Consider the following 13,735-nt stretch of genomic DNA (forward strand, 5'->3'; position numbering starts at 1 on the left):
TCGTCATCCGGTCCTTCGCGCGTAGTCACGCAAGCTCCTCTCAAGCCGCGTCCAACACTTGGTGACCCCGACGTCACGGTACGGGAAATCCGACCACTCCCGGCCGCTGCTTTCCTGCGGTCATTTACGTTAACGTGTGCACGTGGCGCTGGTTGCGCACCCCAGGCGGGTCATCGCCACCAGACGAGCCCGAACAGCACCGCGAGGAACACGATGCCCAAGTCCAAGGTCCGCAAGAAGACGGCTTACACCCCGCCTGCCGACCGGCGCACGCCGGTGAAGGTGCGGGCGGCCGGTCCCACCGGTCTCGCCTGGAAGATCCCCATGTTCGGGCTGATGCTCGTGGGCCTGATCTGGCTCCTGGTGAACTACATCGCCGGCGACAAGATCTCGTGGATGGCCGACCTCGGCAACTGGAACTTCGCCGGCGGGTTCGCGCTGATGATCGCGGGTCTGCTCATGACTATGCGCTGGCGTTGATTATTACTCCGAATGGCGGCTTGACGCCGAATTACACCGGTGTGACTCATCCCCAGTGTGGATAACCCCTGTGGATAACTACCCCACCTCGTGGGCACCACGCCGGGCGCTTGTGGTATCGGCGTGGGCGGTCACCGCGTTGCTCCTGGTCGGCGTGGTGGCCGACGCCCTGACCGGCGACCGCGGCGGCCTGGTGCTGTTCGCGCTGGCCACGCTGGCCGTCGGCGCGTTCGCCGCGCACTCGACGCTCGTCCGGCCCCGCCTGGCCGCCGGCCCCGAGGGCCTGGTGGCCCGGACGCTGGGCGGCACGCACCGGCTGCCGTGGGCGCAGACCCGAACCCGGCTGCGCACCACCCGCCGGCTGGGCCGCGACGGCGTCACGCTCGAGGTCGAGCACGAAGACGAGCTGTACGTTTTCGGGTGGCTGGACCTCGGCGAAGACCCCCGGGACGTCCTGGACGTCCTCAGCACGCTGCGGAGCTAGCCGCAGGTGTAGTAGAGGCCCTGGCGGTACTGGACGAATTCGCAGGTCTCCGCCGGGAACTGGGTGCCCTTGTAGCCGATCAGGCCGACGAGCGCGACGGCGATGATCGCGATGCCGATCGCCTGGTAACGCGCCTGGTTGGCCTGCGGCGCGTAGAGCAGCGCGACGGTGAGCAGGGCGCCCGTCACCAGCCCGCCGACGTGGCCGTAGATCGAGATGCCCGGGATGCCGAAGGTGATGAACGCGTTCAGCGCGAGCGTGATGATCAGGCCGGTCGGGTTCAGGCGCAGCTTCAGCACCGTGACCGCGTACGCGCCCATCAGGCCGAACAGCGCTCCGGACGCGCCGGCCGTGCCGGGGAACTCGCCGGGGTTGCCGAACAGCAGCACGGCCGCCGACGCGCCGAGCATGGAGACGAAGTAGAGCGCGAGGTAGCGGCCGCGGCCGCAGACCTGTTCCAGCGACCGGCCCATCATCCATAGCGAGAACATGTTGACCGCGATGTGGATGGGTCCGTAGTGCAGGAACCCGCTGGTCAGGACGCGCCACCATTCGCCGTGGCCGAGGGTCGCGTCGCCGTAGAGGCTGGCGTGCTGGAAGAGCGACGACAGCTCGTTGTCGTTCAGGCTGCCCGCCTGGACGACCGTGATCAGGAAGACCAGGACGTTCACCGCGAGGATGGCCTGGGTGACGAGCACCGACTGGGACAGCCGCGCGCCGAAGACGGTGCGCTGGCCGAAGCCGGCTTCCTGGTAGTCGCGGTGCTGACGGCGCTGCTGCTGGGTGCCGCTGTGCACGCAGTCGGTGCACTGGAAGCCGACGGGGGCTTCGCGGAGGCAATCCGGGCACGCCGGACGCCCGCACCGGGAACAGCTCAGCCCGGTCGGGCGGTTCGGGTGCCACCAGCACCCGGGGAGCGCGGCTTGCTCGGCGGCGGGGTTCGGCGGTTGGTTCACGATGTCACCAACCTACCGAAACCGCCGTCAGCGGGCCGTCAGTGCTCGATGGTGACCTTCTCGATGACGACGTCGGTCAGCGGGCGGTCCGCCGGGCCGGTCGCGGTGCGCGCGATCGCGTCGACGACGTTGCGCGACTCCTGGTCGGCCACCTCACCGAAGATCGTGTGCCGGAAGTTCAGGTGGGTGGTCGGCGCGACCGTGATGAAGAACTGCGAGCCGTTCGTGCCGGGCCCCGCGTTGGCCATGGCCAGCAGGTACGGCTTGCTGAACTGCAGCTCGGGGTGGAACTCGTCGCCGAACTTGTAGCCGGGCCCGCCGCGGCCGGTGCCGGTCGGGTCGCCGCCCTGCAGCATGAAGCCGTCGATGACCCGGTGGAAGATCGAACCGTCGTAGAAGGGGCCGGAGTTCGTGCCCGCCGCGTTCGGCTGGGTGTACTCCTTGGTGCCTTCCGCGAGCCCGACGAAGTTCGCGACCGTCTTCGGCGCGTGGTCGGGGAGGAGGTTCAGGTTGATGTCACCCTGGTTGGTGTGCAGCGTCGCTTTCACGGCTTCATCGTGCCATCTGCGGCGGGCGGCGGCGAAAAGGGGCACGATAGGTTACGGGTAACAGAGCAGTGTCAAAACGAATGATGAGGTGAAGCCCATGTCCCGGGCGACAGCCCAGGCCGCCGAGACCGCCGACAAACTCCTCAGCGAGGGTGTCAAGCAGGGCCGGCGCGCGCAGAAGCAGCTCGCGAAGAAGACCGAGCTCACCCGCAAGGAGCTCAAGAAGAGCTCGAAGGCCGCCCGCCAGGAGGCCCTCGCCCGGCTCTCCGAGCTGCGCAAGCCGGGCCGCAAGGCGAAGAAGGCCGCCATCAAGGCCGCGAAGGCGGCCGGCGAGTCGAAGCGCCGCGGCAAGAAGGACTTCAAGGCGGCGAAGAAGGACTTCGCTGCCGCTCTCGTCGAGGCGAAGGCCGCGGCGAAGGGCACCCGCAGCCGCCGCAAGTGGCCGTGGCTGCTCGGCCTGGTCGTGGTCGGCGCCGGCGCCGCCTACGCCCTCCGGTCGAAGCAGGAGCCGCCGGTCGCGCCCGCGCCGCCGAAGGCCACCCCGCCCGCGCCGAAGCCCGCCGAAGCGGCGAAGCCGAGCCCGCAGGCGAACGGCAAGGCGCCGTCCCCGGCGCCCGCCGAGAAGAAGAACTGAAGCCGACGCGAAGAGGCCCCTCGGGCGTGCACCCGAGGGGCCTCTTCGTTGGTGCGTGCGATCAGGCGTTCGCGGCGTGCTTGTCGATCAGCTGGCCCAGGCGGGGCAGCGCCTCTTCGACGTTCTTCTTGCCGTTCGGGCGCAGCTTCGAGTAGACCTTCTTGATGCTGTCGCGGCTGCTGCGCTCGGCGCGCGAGTCGGTGACGCTCAGCAGCGCGTCGGAAGCCTCGTCCGAGCGGCTGGTCAGGTAGGCGCCGAAGTCGTTGCCGCCCTTGGCGCGGTAGTCGCCGTAGAACGGCTCGAGCGCGGTGGCGAAGTCGGGCAGCAGCGTGTCGACGGCCGAGGGGATGATGCCCGGCTTGATCTTCTTGACCGCGGCGAAGCCGGTCTTGACGACGGCACCCGAAACGCCGCCCTTGTCCGAGACCTCGGCGTCGACGAGGGTCTCGAAGTCGGTCACGACAGCCGGACGACGGCTGGAGTCGAGCAGGATGTCCTTGAGGGTGTCAGCCACGAATCTTGTCCTTTGCGTTGCAGATTTTGTGCCCGGCCCCCGGGGTGGGGATCCCCCGATGGCTGCGGTGCGCGAGTCCACGAAGCCTGCGCGTGACGCACAGGGTAATACAAGATCAACATCACTCACCCGTGTGGAGCCTGCTACCTAGAGCTTCAGGGCAGCGATAGCCTTCTTGACCACTGTGCGTGCCTTTACGCTCTGCTTCTGGTTGGTGGTCGCGATGACCGCCGCGGCCCCCTTCGCGACCGCGTAGACAGCACCGTCGTCGGTCGACTCGTAGCCCCCCTTCCAGCCGGAAGGGTCGCTGGCCGGGTTCGACGAGTCGACCGGCGCCGCCTTGTTGACCAGCGCCGTCGCCGTCTTAGCGTCCCCGACGTAGACACGGACGGTGAGCTGGATCTTCCCGTCCGGGCGGTAGAAGAAGCACGCCGGATGCGGCTGGTCCGCCGAAATCCGCACCTTCGACACGTGCTGGCCGTTGGAGTCGGCCACGAACTCGCTGTCGAGGTACGGGCAGTCCCCGGTCGTGGCCGGCTGGGGGTCCGGCGGCAGCTCCGAACCGGCGGCCGTGCCGGCGGACGCCGTCGGGGAAGTGGGCGTCGCGGTGCCGGACACGAGGGACGGGCCGCAGCCGGCCAGCAGGGCCACGGCGGGCGCGAGAAGTACGAGTCGTCGCATAGCGCGCACAGTCAACCATGAAGGATGTGTGAAAACCGCTGGCTGAACTCGCCGTGACGGCCGGGCGTGCGACGATGGCGTCGTGCTAACCCCCGAGCAGTACCTCGGCGCGGTTGCCGAGCGCATCCAGCGTTCCGGCGGCCAGCTGAACACCGTGCAGATCGGGCCCGCCGTCTGCCCCGTCGGGCTGTTCACCGAATCGGTGATGCTGTCGACGATGAACTACTGCGTCATCGCCGCGGCCGTCCCCGAGGTCACGGCCGCGGCGCTGTACGACTTCACCGGCCGCGCCACGCAGCACGCCCGCGCGAACCTCGTCGGCACGATGGGCTGGACGGCGGCATCGGTCGTCATCGCCGGGCTCGTCGGCCAGCGCGTGTACCCCGACGCCGCACAGGCCGCGTCGGCGAAGTCGGGCAACCAGTTCGGCGGCGAGACGCGGATGGTGGCGGTCGACGTCTCGGCCGGGGCGCGGTACGCGTTCGTCGGCGGGAAGTTCTGGGGCGCCGCGGTGCAGGGGTCGGTCAACGCCAAGCTGACGTACTGCTTCCCGGAGCCCGCCGAGGTCTACCAGCAGCTCCAGTGGCAGCAGCAGCAACCGCCGGCCCAGCAGCCCCCGGCCGGCTGGCAGCAGCAGCCGCCGCCGGTGCCACCTCCGCCGTACGCCGGCCCGCCGGCGCCTGGCTACCCGCCGCCGGGGCCGCAGCCGTACGGTTACTGACATGGTCGCGTTGCGCGGATGGCCCTCGTTCCCCGAAGAACTCCCCGTGTTCACGCCGGAAACAGCGGCCGCGGACCCACAGGCGCTCTTCGTCGAGTGGCTGACCGAAGCCGGTGAGCACGTGCTGGCGCCACACGCCGTCACACTGTCCACAGTGGACGCCGATGGCGCACCGGACGCGCGGGTGGTGATCCTCAAGGACGTCGGCCCGGCCGGCTGGGCGGTCGCGACCAGCTCGGAAAGCCCGAAAGGCCTGCAGCTGCGCAAGGATCCGCGCGCCGCGCTGACGTTCTTCTGGCCCGGCCGCGGCCGGCAGGTCCGGCTGCGCGGGCCGGTCTCCCCCGCGGCGCCCGAGGTGTCGGCGGCGGACTTCCTGGCGCGGCCGCCCGCGTCGCGCGTCGAGGCGTTCATCGGGCACCAGTCGCAGGTGCTGCACGACCCGGCGGACCTCGACGCGGCGGCCGCGGAGGCGGAGCGCTGGGTCGCGGAAAACCCGGACGTGGCCCCGGAAACGTGGACGCGCTACCTCGTCGACCCGGACGAGGTCGAGTTCTGGCAGGCCAGCCACGACCGCCGCCACGTACGGCTGCGCTACCGCAAGACCGACAGCGGCTGGGTCCGCGAGCGCCTCTGGCCGTGACCGTGCGCGGGCGAAGATTTCCGCGTCCGGCCCTGATCGGGGGTATGCCGCGCCCGGGTGGGTGTGGCGATGATGGATCATGCGCTCGAAACTGCTGACCGCCGGGCTGGTCCTGGCGTTGACTGCCGCATTCGGGGGTGTGGCCTCGGCCGACGCGCGTCCTGGGGGACGACCGACGCTGACGGACCCGCATCCGTGCCCGGGCCAACCGGGCTTCACCTGCTCGACGTTGACGGTGCCGCTCGACCGGTCCGGCCGGGTGCCGGGCACGCTCGCCCTGCCGGTCGCGACGGCGGACAACGTGTCCGCGCCCAAGGGCGTGCTGCTGTTCTTGACCGGCGGGCCCGGCCAGGGCGGCGTCGGCGCCATCACGCGGATCGCGACGCAGCGGCTGCCGGAGGTCGCCAAGGACTACCGGTTCGTCATGCTGGACCAGCGCGGCACCGGCGCGAACGCGTTGCAGTGCCCCGGTCTGCAGGCGCAGATGGGCAGCTCGGACATCGCGACGCCGACGCGTGACGCGGTCACCGAATGCGCGCGCATCCTCGGCGACACGGCGCCGCTGTATTCGACGGACCAGACCGTCGCGGACTTCGACCAGCTCCGGCGGGCACTGGGCGTGTCGAAGATGGTGGTCGACGGCGTCTCGTACGGCTCGTTCACGGCGGCGCGGTACGCGATCGCGCACCCGGGCAACGTCAGCAAGGTCGTCCTCGATTCGGTGCTGCCGCACCACGCGTCCGCGTCGGCGTCGCTCTACTTGACGGGCCTGACGGCCGAGGCCCGCGTGCTGCGCGCGGCGTGTGCGGTGGCGCCGGCCTGCGGGTACGACCCGGCGGAGGACCTGGCGTCGGTGGTCCGCCAACGCGGCACAGCCGACGGCGTGAAGATCTTCGACCTGATCGTGACGTACGAGTTCGTCGACCCGACGTACCGCAACCCGTCCGCGGGCGACGTCATCTCCGCCCTGCACGCGGCACGGGCGGGATCGCCGGCACAGCTGGACGGGCTGCTGGAGGCGTACAAGTCGGGCGGCGACGACCCGGCGTCGTTCAGCTCGGGCTTGCACGCGGCGACGCTGTGCGCGGACCAGCGTTTCCCGTGGGGCTCGGCGGCGACACCGGTGGCTTTGCGGCAGCCGCTGTTGTCGTTGACCGCGCGTTCCCTGCCGGCGTCGGCGACCTGGCCGTACACGACAGAGGTGGCGACGCAGCAGGGATTCATCCAGAGTTGCCTGCCGTGGCCGGCGGAGCGACCGGGCTCGAACCCGGCGTCCCGCCTGCCGAACGTCCCGGTGCTGCTGCTGAACGGCGACCGTGACTTGTCGACGCCGATGGAGTGGGCGTACGAGGAAGCCCGGTCTGCTCCGCGTGGTCAGCTGGTGATCGTGCCGGGCGAGTCCCATTCGATCCAGAACCGCGAGCGCGGCCACGCCGGCCGGGACGCGGTGATCAGCTTCCTGCGGTAAGGCTTTCGAAGACGGCGTCGCGCACTTCGGCGTCGGTCGGTGTCCCTCGTCGTTGCTCGGCGGCGAGCTCGGCGAGGGACACCATGGTGACGTCGGCGAGGCCACAGGCGGTGAAGTGGTGGAAGGCGGTCATGTCGGGGTCGACGTTGAGCGCGAAGCCGTGGCTCGTGACGCCGCGGCGGATGCGCATGCCGATGGAGGCGACCTTGCGGTGATCGGGCGTCCAGACGCCGGCGAGGCTGGAGTGCCCCGGCGGTGTTTCCCTGCGGACCGCGGGGAAGCCGAGTGCCTCCAACGCGGCGACGAGCCCGGTTTCCAGCCACCGCACGACGTCGACGGGCCCGCGCGCCTTGAGGTCGACCACGAGGTACCCGACGAGCTGCCCGGGCCCGTGGTAAGTGGCGAACCCCCCTCGATCGACCTCTACAGCGGGAAGATCGGTGGGGAGGTCTTCGGGTCTGGTGCGCGGCCCGTAGGTGACGATGGGCGGATGGCTGAGGAGGAAGAGCCGATCCTCGGCGAGGTTCTGCTGCCGTTCCCCGACCCAGATCCGCATGTCGGCGAGGGCTTGCTGGTAGTCGACTTCACCGAGATCGACGCGTTTGACGGGCCATCCCACGACGCCAGGCTACGCCGGGATTCCGTTGCGGCGCCGAAGGAATCGGACAGCCCGTCAGGTCGCCGGGCGCAGCCGCCGGACGTTCGCCGGGCCGTCGACGGTGCCGCGGGCGATGCGGGAGGCGAGTTCCTCGAGCCGTTCCTGGGTGGTGCGGTCCGCCGGTTGGTAGACGACAACCCGGGTGCGGGGGTTCTCCTCGAACAGCATCGTCACGGTGCGCACGGACAGGATGCCGACGTGCAACGACCGGATGCGCTTCACCCGCCCAGGATCGGTGGACACGTCGGCCTGGTCCCAGAGCCGCACGAAAAGCGGTGACTCGGCGCGGAGCCGGGCCAGCAACGGCTCCCACGCCGGGTCGGTGACCGACTCGCCGTAGTACGCGCGCAGTTTGGCCACGACGGCCGCGCACTCCTGCTCGTGGTCGGAGTGCCCGGCGATCCAGTCGGGGTGGGTGAAGTGCAGGTAGGCGCAGTTGCGGTCGGCCGCCGGGAGGGCCTCCAAGTCGTCGATCAAGAACCGGAACGGCGCGTTGTAGGCCAGCGGCTCGAACCACGGGTTCATCACCACCGCGGGGTGCGGGGCGACGCTGTCCAGCAGCGCTTGCAGGCGGACCCCGGCCGTCTCCGAGCTCGAGGGCGTCTCGGCATCCGGGTGCCCACCGAGGAGGAACAGGTGCCGGCGCTCGTCGTGGGAGAGCCGCAGCGCGTCGGCGATCGCCGCCAGCACCTCGGCGCTCGGCTGCACGTCGCGTCCTTGCTCGAGCCACGTGTACCACGTCGATCCGACGTTCGCGAGCACCGCGACCTCCTCGCGGCGCAGCCCCTTGACCCGGCGCCGGCCACCACCGCCGGGCAGGCCCACGTCCGCGGGGGAAAGCCGGTCACGCCGGGCGCGCAAGTAGGCGCCGAGCTCGCGAGAACGCACATCCGCCACGGCCACGATCGTCTCACGGCTCGACGAGCTCAAGCTGGTGGTCCGGCCACCAGCATCGCGCAGCTCTGGGTAGCTCCCCAGCCGGCGCGCAAGGTCGGCACCATGCAACGAACTTGGCCGGTTTTCCTCGCGGCGTTCGGCGCGACGTACACGTTCAGCATCGGTAACGTCACCGCCCCGCGGCTCGGCCCGGAACTGGGCGCGGGCCGCGGCGAAGTCGCGCTCGTGCTCGCCGCGTTCGCCGTGTCGTTCGCGTCCGGGTTGATCGTCGCGGGGCGGCTCGGTGACCGGTACGGCCGCCGCCGGCTGCTGACCACCGGACTCCTCGCGCTCGTGGTGACGTCGGCGCTGGCAGCGGCGGCTCCCGGGCTCTGGTGGCTGGTCGCCGCCCGGGTCCTGCAGGGCGCGGCCTCGGCGCTGGTGATGCCCCAGACACTGGCGATCGTCCAGACCGCGGACGGCGCGCCGGCCAGGGCACGCGGGGTCGCGGCGTTCACCGCGAGCTCCGGGGTCGGCACCGTGGCGGGCCAGGTCGCCGGCGGTCTCGTGATGGCCTTCGCCGGATGGCGCGGCGCGGTTCTGACCTCGGCGATCCCCAGCGCGGTGGCGCTGCTGGGCGCACACCGGCTCCGGGTCCACCCGCCGGACGGCACCGAACGCCCCGACTTCGGCGGCGCACTCCGGGTCGGGATCTCGCTCCTGACCCTGGTCGCCGGTCTTTCGCTGGGCCCGGCCACGGGCTGGACCTGGTGGACATCGGGGCTGGCGGTGCTGGGCATCGTGGGCTTGTCCGGGTTCTGGCGCAACCAACGACGGCGCGAGCCGGCCGGACGCCCCGTGCTCGTCGCGCCGTCCAGCCTGCGGCAGCCCGCACTACGGCTCGGCCTGCTGATGGCCGTGCTGCTGTTCGCCGGGTACGGCGCCTTCAGCTACGAGTACTCGATGCTCACCCAGGTCGGCCTGGGGTTGACGCCGGTCCAGTCCGGGCTCGCGCTGACCGCGTTCGCCGGGACGTTCGTGCTCGCCGGGCTTCGCATGCCGCGCATCACTGCGCGCTTCGGCGACCGCACGATGGAGCTGGCCGCGGGCCTGCTGATCGCCGGCCTGATCCTGCTCGGCCTGGCCTCGTGGTTCGCCCAGGGCGAGGGCCCGGCGATCTGGATCGGCTGCTTCGAAGTGCTCGGCGTGTTCCTCGGCGCGGCGCAGGCGAGCCAGTACGGACCGCTGGTCGAGACGGTCATGGCCGCGGTCCCCCCGCGGGTCGCCGGCCTGGCCGGAGGCCTGTTCACGACGGCGCAGCAAGCATCGCTGGCACTGGGCATCGCCACCATCGGCGGGCTCTTCGGCTCGCTCGCGCCCTCGCTGGGTTGGGAACGCGCCTACGCGGTCGCGCTCGGCGTGCAGGTGATCGCCACCGCGCTGTTCTGGGTGCTCGCGCGGCGGCTCCGCTCGATCGACCGCACCCACCGATTTCCCACTGATCAACCAGAGGAAGGTGTTCGCCCGTGATCAAGGTGGTCATCACGCTGAAGCGCCGTGAAGGCATGACCCACGAGGAGTTCAAGCACTACCAGCAGAACGTCCACCGGCCGCTGCTCATGTCGATCCCGGAGTCGGAGCGGTACATCCGCCGGTTCGTCGTGTCGTACCCGGTCCCGGCGCCCCGATACCCCGAGGCGGAATACGACTCGGTGGTCGAGGCCTGGTTCGACAGCATGGCCGACCTCGAAGGGCTGTTCTTCAGCGACAATTTCCGGAAGATCGTCGACCCGGACCACGAGAACTTCATCGACTTGTCCACCTTTGGGCGCATCATCTGCGAAGAGGACGTGGTCATCGACCGGCCCAGTGCGTCAAAGGTGACCGCCTGACGCGACGAAGGCCGGGTGAGCGGGGACGCCCCTCACCCGGCCTTCGTCGTGTCCACAGTGGAGCTGAGGGGAATCGAACCCCTGACCCCCGCCTTGCAAAGGCGGTGCTCTACCAATTGAGCTACAGCCCCGGGTGCGGGCGAGTGCCCGCGGGAAACTCAGTTGTGGGACGCACCCGCCGGCTTGGCCGGGGTGGTGCCGTTGTTCGAGGGGACCGGCGCGGTTGCCGCGCGCCACAGTTCGGCTTCGGCCTTGGCCGCCTTGTTGCGCTTCACGACGAACAGGACGCCGCCCGCGATGACCGCGAGTGCCAGCAGCTTCTTCACCGAAGCCCCCTTCTCAGCTTGCTTCCCTTACCCCGTGATGTTACTGCACCGGCGTCGGCCACCGTCGGGGGCGGTGGTTCCACGTGGAACCACGATTGCGCAGGTAACGCAGGTCACATCGCACCGGAAATACGCGGGCGGGGTGTCCTGTTGTACTGACTGGTCGACGTGCCCACCGTGTCCCCCGGGCCTCAACCACCGCCTTCGCGGAGTTCCGTCAGGCTGGAGCCGCGATGAGCCACTCGCCGAGAGGCGACCGTGGTGCGCGCCGACCGTGACCGCTCAGCCCTGCCGGTTCATTCTCTTCCCGGCAGGGCTGACCTGTATCCGGGGGCCGGGTGGCTCTCGCAGTACCTGTCTCATCAGGGTCTCCCCGACGTCCGCACCCCTTGTCAGCCTGGTGGAGTCGGTTCCCGGCTCCACAGAGGAAGACCAAATGGCAGACCTTTTCGATCTGAGTGGGAAGCACGCGCTCGTCACTGGCGGCACCAAGGGCATCGGGACGATGATCGCGCGCGGCCTCCTGCAGGCGGGCGCACGCGTCGTCATCAGCTCACGCAGCGCGGACGCGTGCGCGGAGGCACAGCGGCTGCTTTCCGAATTCGGCGACGTGCAAGCGATTCCCGCCGACCTGTCCAGGCATGACGAGTGCCAGCGCCTCGCTGATCTCGTCAAAGCCGATGCGGACGGCCTGCACATCCTCGTCAACAACGCGGGAGCGATGTGGCGCGAGCCGCTGGAGACGTTCCCGGGCGAGGCCTGGGACACCGTGCTCGACCTCAACCTCAAGGCGCCGTTCTGGCTGGTGCAGGCGCTGCTTCCCGCGCTTCGCAAGGCGGGCACCGCCGATGATCCCGCGCGGATCATCAACGTCGGCAGTATCGCCGCGATCCACGTCGCCGAGTCGCCCAACTACTCCTACGCCAGCAGCAAAGCGGGCCTCCACCAGCTCACCAGGGTGCTGGCCAGGGAATTGGGCCCGCAGCACGTCACGGTGAACGCGGTGGCCCCGGGACCGTTCCCGTCGCGGATGATGGCGTCCACGCTCGAGGCCGTCGGCGACACGATCGCGGCGAAGGCCCCGCTGCGCCGGCTCGGCCGCGACGACGACATGGCGGGTGTCGCCGTGTTCCTCGCCAGCCGGGCCGGGGCCTACCTGACGGGCACGATCATCCCGGTCGACGGCGGCATCGCCACGACCGCGACGGGTACGTAGGCGAACGGGAACTACGGTGACGAGGTGACCACGATCGATCTGCGCACCGAGATCAAGGAATTCCTGAGCTCCCGTCGCGCGCGGATCACGCCGGAGCAGGCCGGCCTGCCCGCTTACGGCGCCAACCGCCGGGTCAAAGGTCTGCGTCGCGAAGAGGTGGCGCTCCTGGCAGGAGTATCGGTCGACTACTACGTGCGGCTGGAGCGCGGCAGCCTCACCGGCGCCTCCGACGGGGTACTCGACGCGCTGGCCTCGGCCTTGCAACTCGACGATGCCGAGCGCGCTCACTTGTTCCACCTCGCACGGCAGTCGAGGTCGCCCGGCGGTCCACGCCGCCGGCGACCTGCCGCGACGGTGCGTCCGGCGCTCCAGCAGGTGCTCGACGCCATCACCGACGCGCCGGCGTGGATCTGCAACGGCCGTTATGACGTCCTGGCCGCGAACCATCTCGCCCGCGCACTGTATTCACCGGTACTGGCCAACCCGCGACGCCCGGCGAACACCGCGCGGTTCGTGTACCTGGATCCCGAAGCGGCGGAAACGTTCTTCGTCGACTACGACCGGATCGCCGGCGATGTGGCCGCGAAGCTCCGCATGGAAGCCGGCCGCAACCCGCACGACGAGGAGCTGATCGCCCTGGTCGGCGAGTTGTCGACCCGCAGCGAACTGTTCCGGCGGCGGTGGGCATCTCAGGACGTCCGGCTCCACCGGTCCGGGCGAAAGCGTCTGCACCACCCGGTAGTGGGCCGGCTCGACCTGGACGTCGAGTCGATGGAGCTGTCCACCGAACCCGGTTTGCTCTTGAACGTCTACACCGCACCCGCGGGCACGGCGGCCGCGGACGGTCTGGCTTTGTTGTCGTCTTGGGCGGCCGGCCAGGAGAAGCCGGTGCAGTGAATAGTCACCCCGGTCAGGCAAAAGCCCGGTCCGCGAAAGCGAACCGGGCTTTTGTCCAAGGTGGGCCTACCAGGACTTGAACCTGGGACCTCTTCGTTATCAGGGCAAGATGACGACTTCCTGATCAAGGCGATAGTCCGCGACCTCGCTGTCAAGCGTCCGTAGTCGTCCACCAACGATTACGGATGATCTTGGCGGTTGTCACTCAGTTTGTCACTCACAGGGCTAACCCCCATAAGGAAGCCGATCACTTCACTGCCTGGCGGCGTACGTGTTGTTTGCCACCGTGAGGGACCACAGCGTTGCCAGTCGTGGGACCATCTGCGACAGCGCAGAATTAGAATCGGTAGTCGCACTGTTCTTTGGCTGCCGCTGCGCTCTCGGACGTCAGTGGTGCGGCACGAGCGGGGCGGTTAACGACCGGATCAGCGCATAGAGTTGATCTACTGCTATTGATCGGGGTTTACTGCTGCGTCGGCTGGTTGATCATTCCGGCGGTTGGACTTGCTCCAGCAGGGCAGTGAGCTCGGCCGCCTCTGGCTTCGGCAGTGTTTGGCCTACTCGCTCGTCGAATCGGTCCTGCCCCAGTTTGTCGCGCAGCGATCGGAGTTGCTGGAGGTCGAAGGTTAGCTCGCGAAGTTGTAACTGGGCGCGCAAATAGGCGGCGCGCACGTGGTTGGCGACCGCACCAGAGAGGTCGCCTGACTTCTCGGCGAGTGTCCCGAGTTGGCTGAGAGTGCTGGC

At 69.6% G+C, this 13,735-nt stretch carries 18 protein-coding genes and 1 tRNA gene; 10 read left to right on the forward strand and 9 right to left on the reverse strand.

Translation table 11 applies throughout. The features are described from left to right. The first annotated feature begins 213 nt into the window (after positions 1-213). Both crgA and ACWEVP_RS05880 read left to right on the forward strand, forming a co-directional pair. Positions 214-480, forward strand: a complete 267-nt coding sequence (gene crgA / locus ACWEVP_RS05875) for a cell division protein CrgA (RefSeq protein ID WP_155548322.1) — start codon at positions 214-216, stop codon at positions 478-480. Positions 481-550: 70 nt separating this feature from the next. Next, a complete protein-coding gene (locus ACWEVP_RS05880) occupies positions 551-964 on the forward strand; it encodes a PH domain-containing protein (protein WP_452061493.1) in 414 nt (137 codons plus the stop codon). On the opposite strand, the gene ACWEVP_RS05885 is transcribed toward ACWEVP_RS05880, so the two are convergent. Further along, positions 961-1,920: a rhomboid family intramembrane serine protease gene (locus ACWEVP_RS05885; RefSeq protein WP_452061494.1), complete on the reverse strand. Its 960-nt coding sequence runs from the start codon at positions 1,918-1,920 to the stop codon at positions 961-963. The genes ACWEVP_RS05880 and ACWEVP_RS05885 overlap by 4 nt on opposite strands. A 38-nt stretch (positions 1,921-1,958) precedes the next feature. Next, the gene (locus ACWEVP_RS05890; protein ID WP_372667583.1) at positions 1,959-2,468 is read right to left on the reverse strand and encodes a peptidylprolyl isomerase; all 510 of its coding nucleotides are present in this window, start codon (positions 2,466-2,468) and stop codon (positions 1,959-1,961) included. A gap of 97 nt (positions 2,469-2,565) precedes the next feature. On the opposite strand from ACWEVP_RS05890, the gene ACWEVP_RS05895 reads away from it, so the two are divergent. After that, entirely contained in the window at positions 2,566-3,102 is a 537-nt protein-coding gene (locus ACWEVP_RS05895; RefSeq protein ID WP_452061495.1) for a hypothetical protein, read from the forward strand. A gap of 61 nt (positions 3,103-3,163) precedes the next feature. Here the strand turns inward: ACWEVP_RS05895 and ACWEVP_RS05900 are convergent, their stop codons facing one another. Further along, a complete protein-coding gene (locus tag ACWEVP_RS05900; RefSeq protein WP_372667581.1) occupies positions 3,164-3,616 on the reverse strand; it encodes a DUF6918 family protein in 453 nt (150 codons plus the stop codon). 147 nt (positions 3,617-3,763) lie between these two features. Then, complete coding sequence (locus ACWEVP_RS05905) at positions 3,764-4,297, reverse strand: DUF2020 domain-containing protein (RefSeq protein WP_452061496.1); 534 nt, start codon at positions 4,295-4,297, stop codon at positions 3,764-3,766. An 82-nt stretch (positions 4,298-4,379) separates the two neighbouring features. Between ACWEVP_RS05905 and ACWEVP_RS05910 the strand changes: the two genes are divergently transcribed. The 3 genes from ACWEVP_RS05910 to ACWEVP_RS05920 all read left to right on the forward strand — a co-directional run bounded on the left by ACWEVP_RS05910 (position 4,380) and on the right by ACWEVP_RS05920 (position 7,126). Next, positions 4,380-5,018: a hypothetical protein gene (locus ACWEVP_RS05910; RefSeq protein WP_452061497.1), complete on the forward strand. Its 639-nt coding sequence runs from the start codon at positions 4,380-4,382 to the stop codon at positions 5,016-5,018. Between the two features lies 1 nt (position 5,019). After that, on the forward strand, positions 5,020-5,658 hold the full coding sequence (locus tag ACWEVP_RS05915) for a pyridoxine/pyridoxamine 5'-phosphate oxidase (protein WP_452061498.1): 639 nt from the start codon (positions 5,020-5,022) through the stop codon (positions 5,656-5,658). Between the two features lie 79 nt (positions 5,659-5,737). Continuing rightward, positions 5,738-7,126 carry an alpha/beta fold hydrolase gene (locus tag ACWEVP_RS05920; protein ID WP_452061499.1) on the forward strand — a complete coding sequence of 463 codons (1,389 nt, stop codon included), beginning with the start codon at positions 5,738-5,740 and terminating at the stop codon, positions 7,124-7,126. Here the strand turns inward: ACWEVP_RS05920 and lipB are convergent. Both lipB and ACWEVP_RS05930 read right to left on the reverse strand, forming a co-directional pair. Next, entirely contained in the window at positions 7,110-7,745 is a 636-nt protein-coding gene (gene lipB / locus ACWEVP_RS05925) for a lipoyl(octanoyl) transferase LipB (protein WP_452061500.1), read from the reverse strand. The two genes, ACWEVP_RS05920 and lipB, sit on opposite strands and share 17 nt — an antisense overlap. A gap of 54 nt (positions 7,746-7,799) precedes the next feature. Further along, on the reverse strand, positions 7,800-8,681 hold the full coding sequence (locus ACWEVP_RS05930; protein WP_452061501.1) for a helix-turn-helix transcriptional regulator: 882 nt from the start codon (positions 8,679-8,681) through the stop codon (positions 7,800-7,802). Positions 8,682-8,783: 102 nt separating this feature from the next. On the opposite strand from ACWEVP_RS05930, the gene ACWEVP_RS05935 reads away from it, so the two are divergent. Together ACWEVP_RS05935 and ACWEVP_RS05940 are read left to right on the forward strand one after the other, a co-directional pair. After that, the gene (locus ACWEVP_RS05935) at positions 8,784-10,190 is read left to right on the forward strand and encodes an MFS transporter (RefSeq protein ID WP_452061502.1); all 1,407 of its coding nucleotides are present in this window, start codon (positions 8,784-8,786) and stop codon (positions 10,188-10,190) included. Then, positions 10,187-10,552: an EthD domain-containing protein gene (locus ACWEVP_RS05940; protein ID WP_452061503.1), complete on the forward strand. Its 366-nt coding sequence runs from the start codon at positions 10,187-10,189 to the stop codon at positions 10,550-10,552. The genes ACWEVP_RS05935 and ACWEVP_RS05940 overlap by 4 nt, the downstream gene beginning before the upstream one ends. A gap of 58 nt (positions 10,553-10,610) precedes the next feature. On the opposite strand, the gene ACWEVP_RS05945 is transcribed toward ACWEVP_RS05940, so the two are convergent. Further along, positions 10,611-10,683: transfer RNA gene (locus ACWEVP_RS05945), tRNA-Ala, on the reverse strand. A gap of 27 nt (positions 10,684-10,710) precedes the next feature. Next, positions 10,711-10,878 (reverse strand): DLW-39 family protein, encoded by a 168-nt coding sequence (locus ACWEVP_RS05950; RefSeq protein ID WP_452061504.1) that lies wholly within the window; start codon positions 10,876-10,878, stop codon positions 10,711-10,713. Positions 10,879-11,314: 436 nt separating this feature from the next. Between ACWEVP_RS05950 and ACWEVP_RS05955 the strand changes: the two genes are divergently transcribed. Together ACWEVP_RS05955 and ACWEVP_RS05960 are read left to right on the forward strand one after the other, a co-directional pair. Next, the gene (locus tag ACWEVP_RS05955) at positions 11,315-12,094 is read left to right on the forward strand and encodes an SDR family oxidoreductase (RefSeq protein ID WP_452061505.1); all 780 of its coding nucleotides are present in this window, start codon (positions 11,315-11,317) and stop codon (positions 12,092-12,094) included. 24 nt (positions 12,095-12,118) lie between these two features. After that, complete coding sequence (locus tag ACWEVP_RS05960) at positions 12,119-12,991, forward strand: helix-turn-helix transcriptional regulator (protein WP_452061506.1); 873 nt, start codon at positions 12,119-12,121, stop codon at positions 12,989-12,991. Positions 12,992-13,477: 486 nt separating this feature from the next. Here the strand turns inward: ACWEVP_RS05960 and ACWEVP_RS05965 are convergent. After that, positions 13,478-13,735: hypothetical protein (locus tag ACWEVP_RS05965; RefSeq protein WP_452061507.1), on the reverse strand; the 258-nt coding region annotated here is incomplete at its 5' end.

It is taken from the genome of Amycolatopsis sp. NPDC003865 (assembly GCF_053605345.1).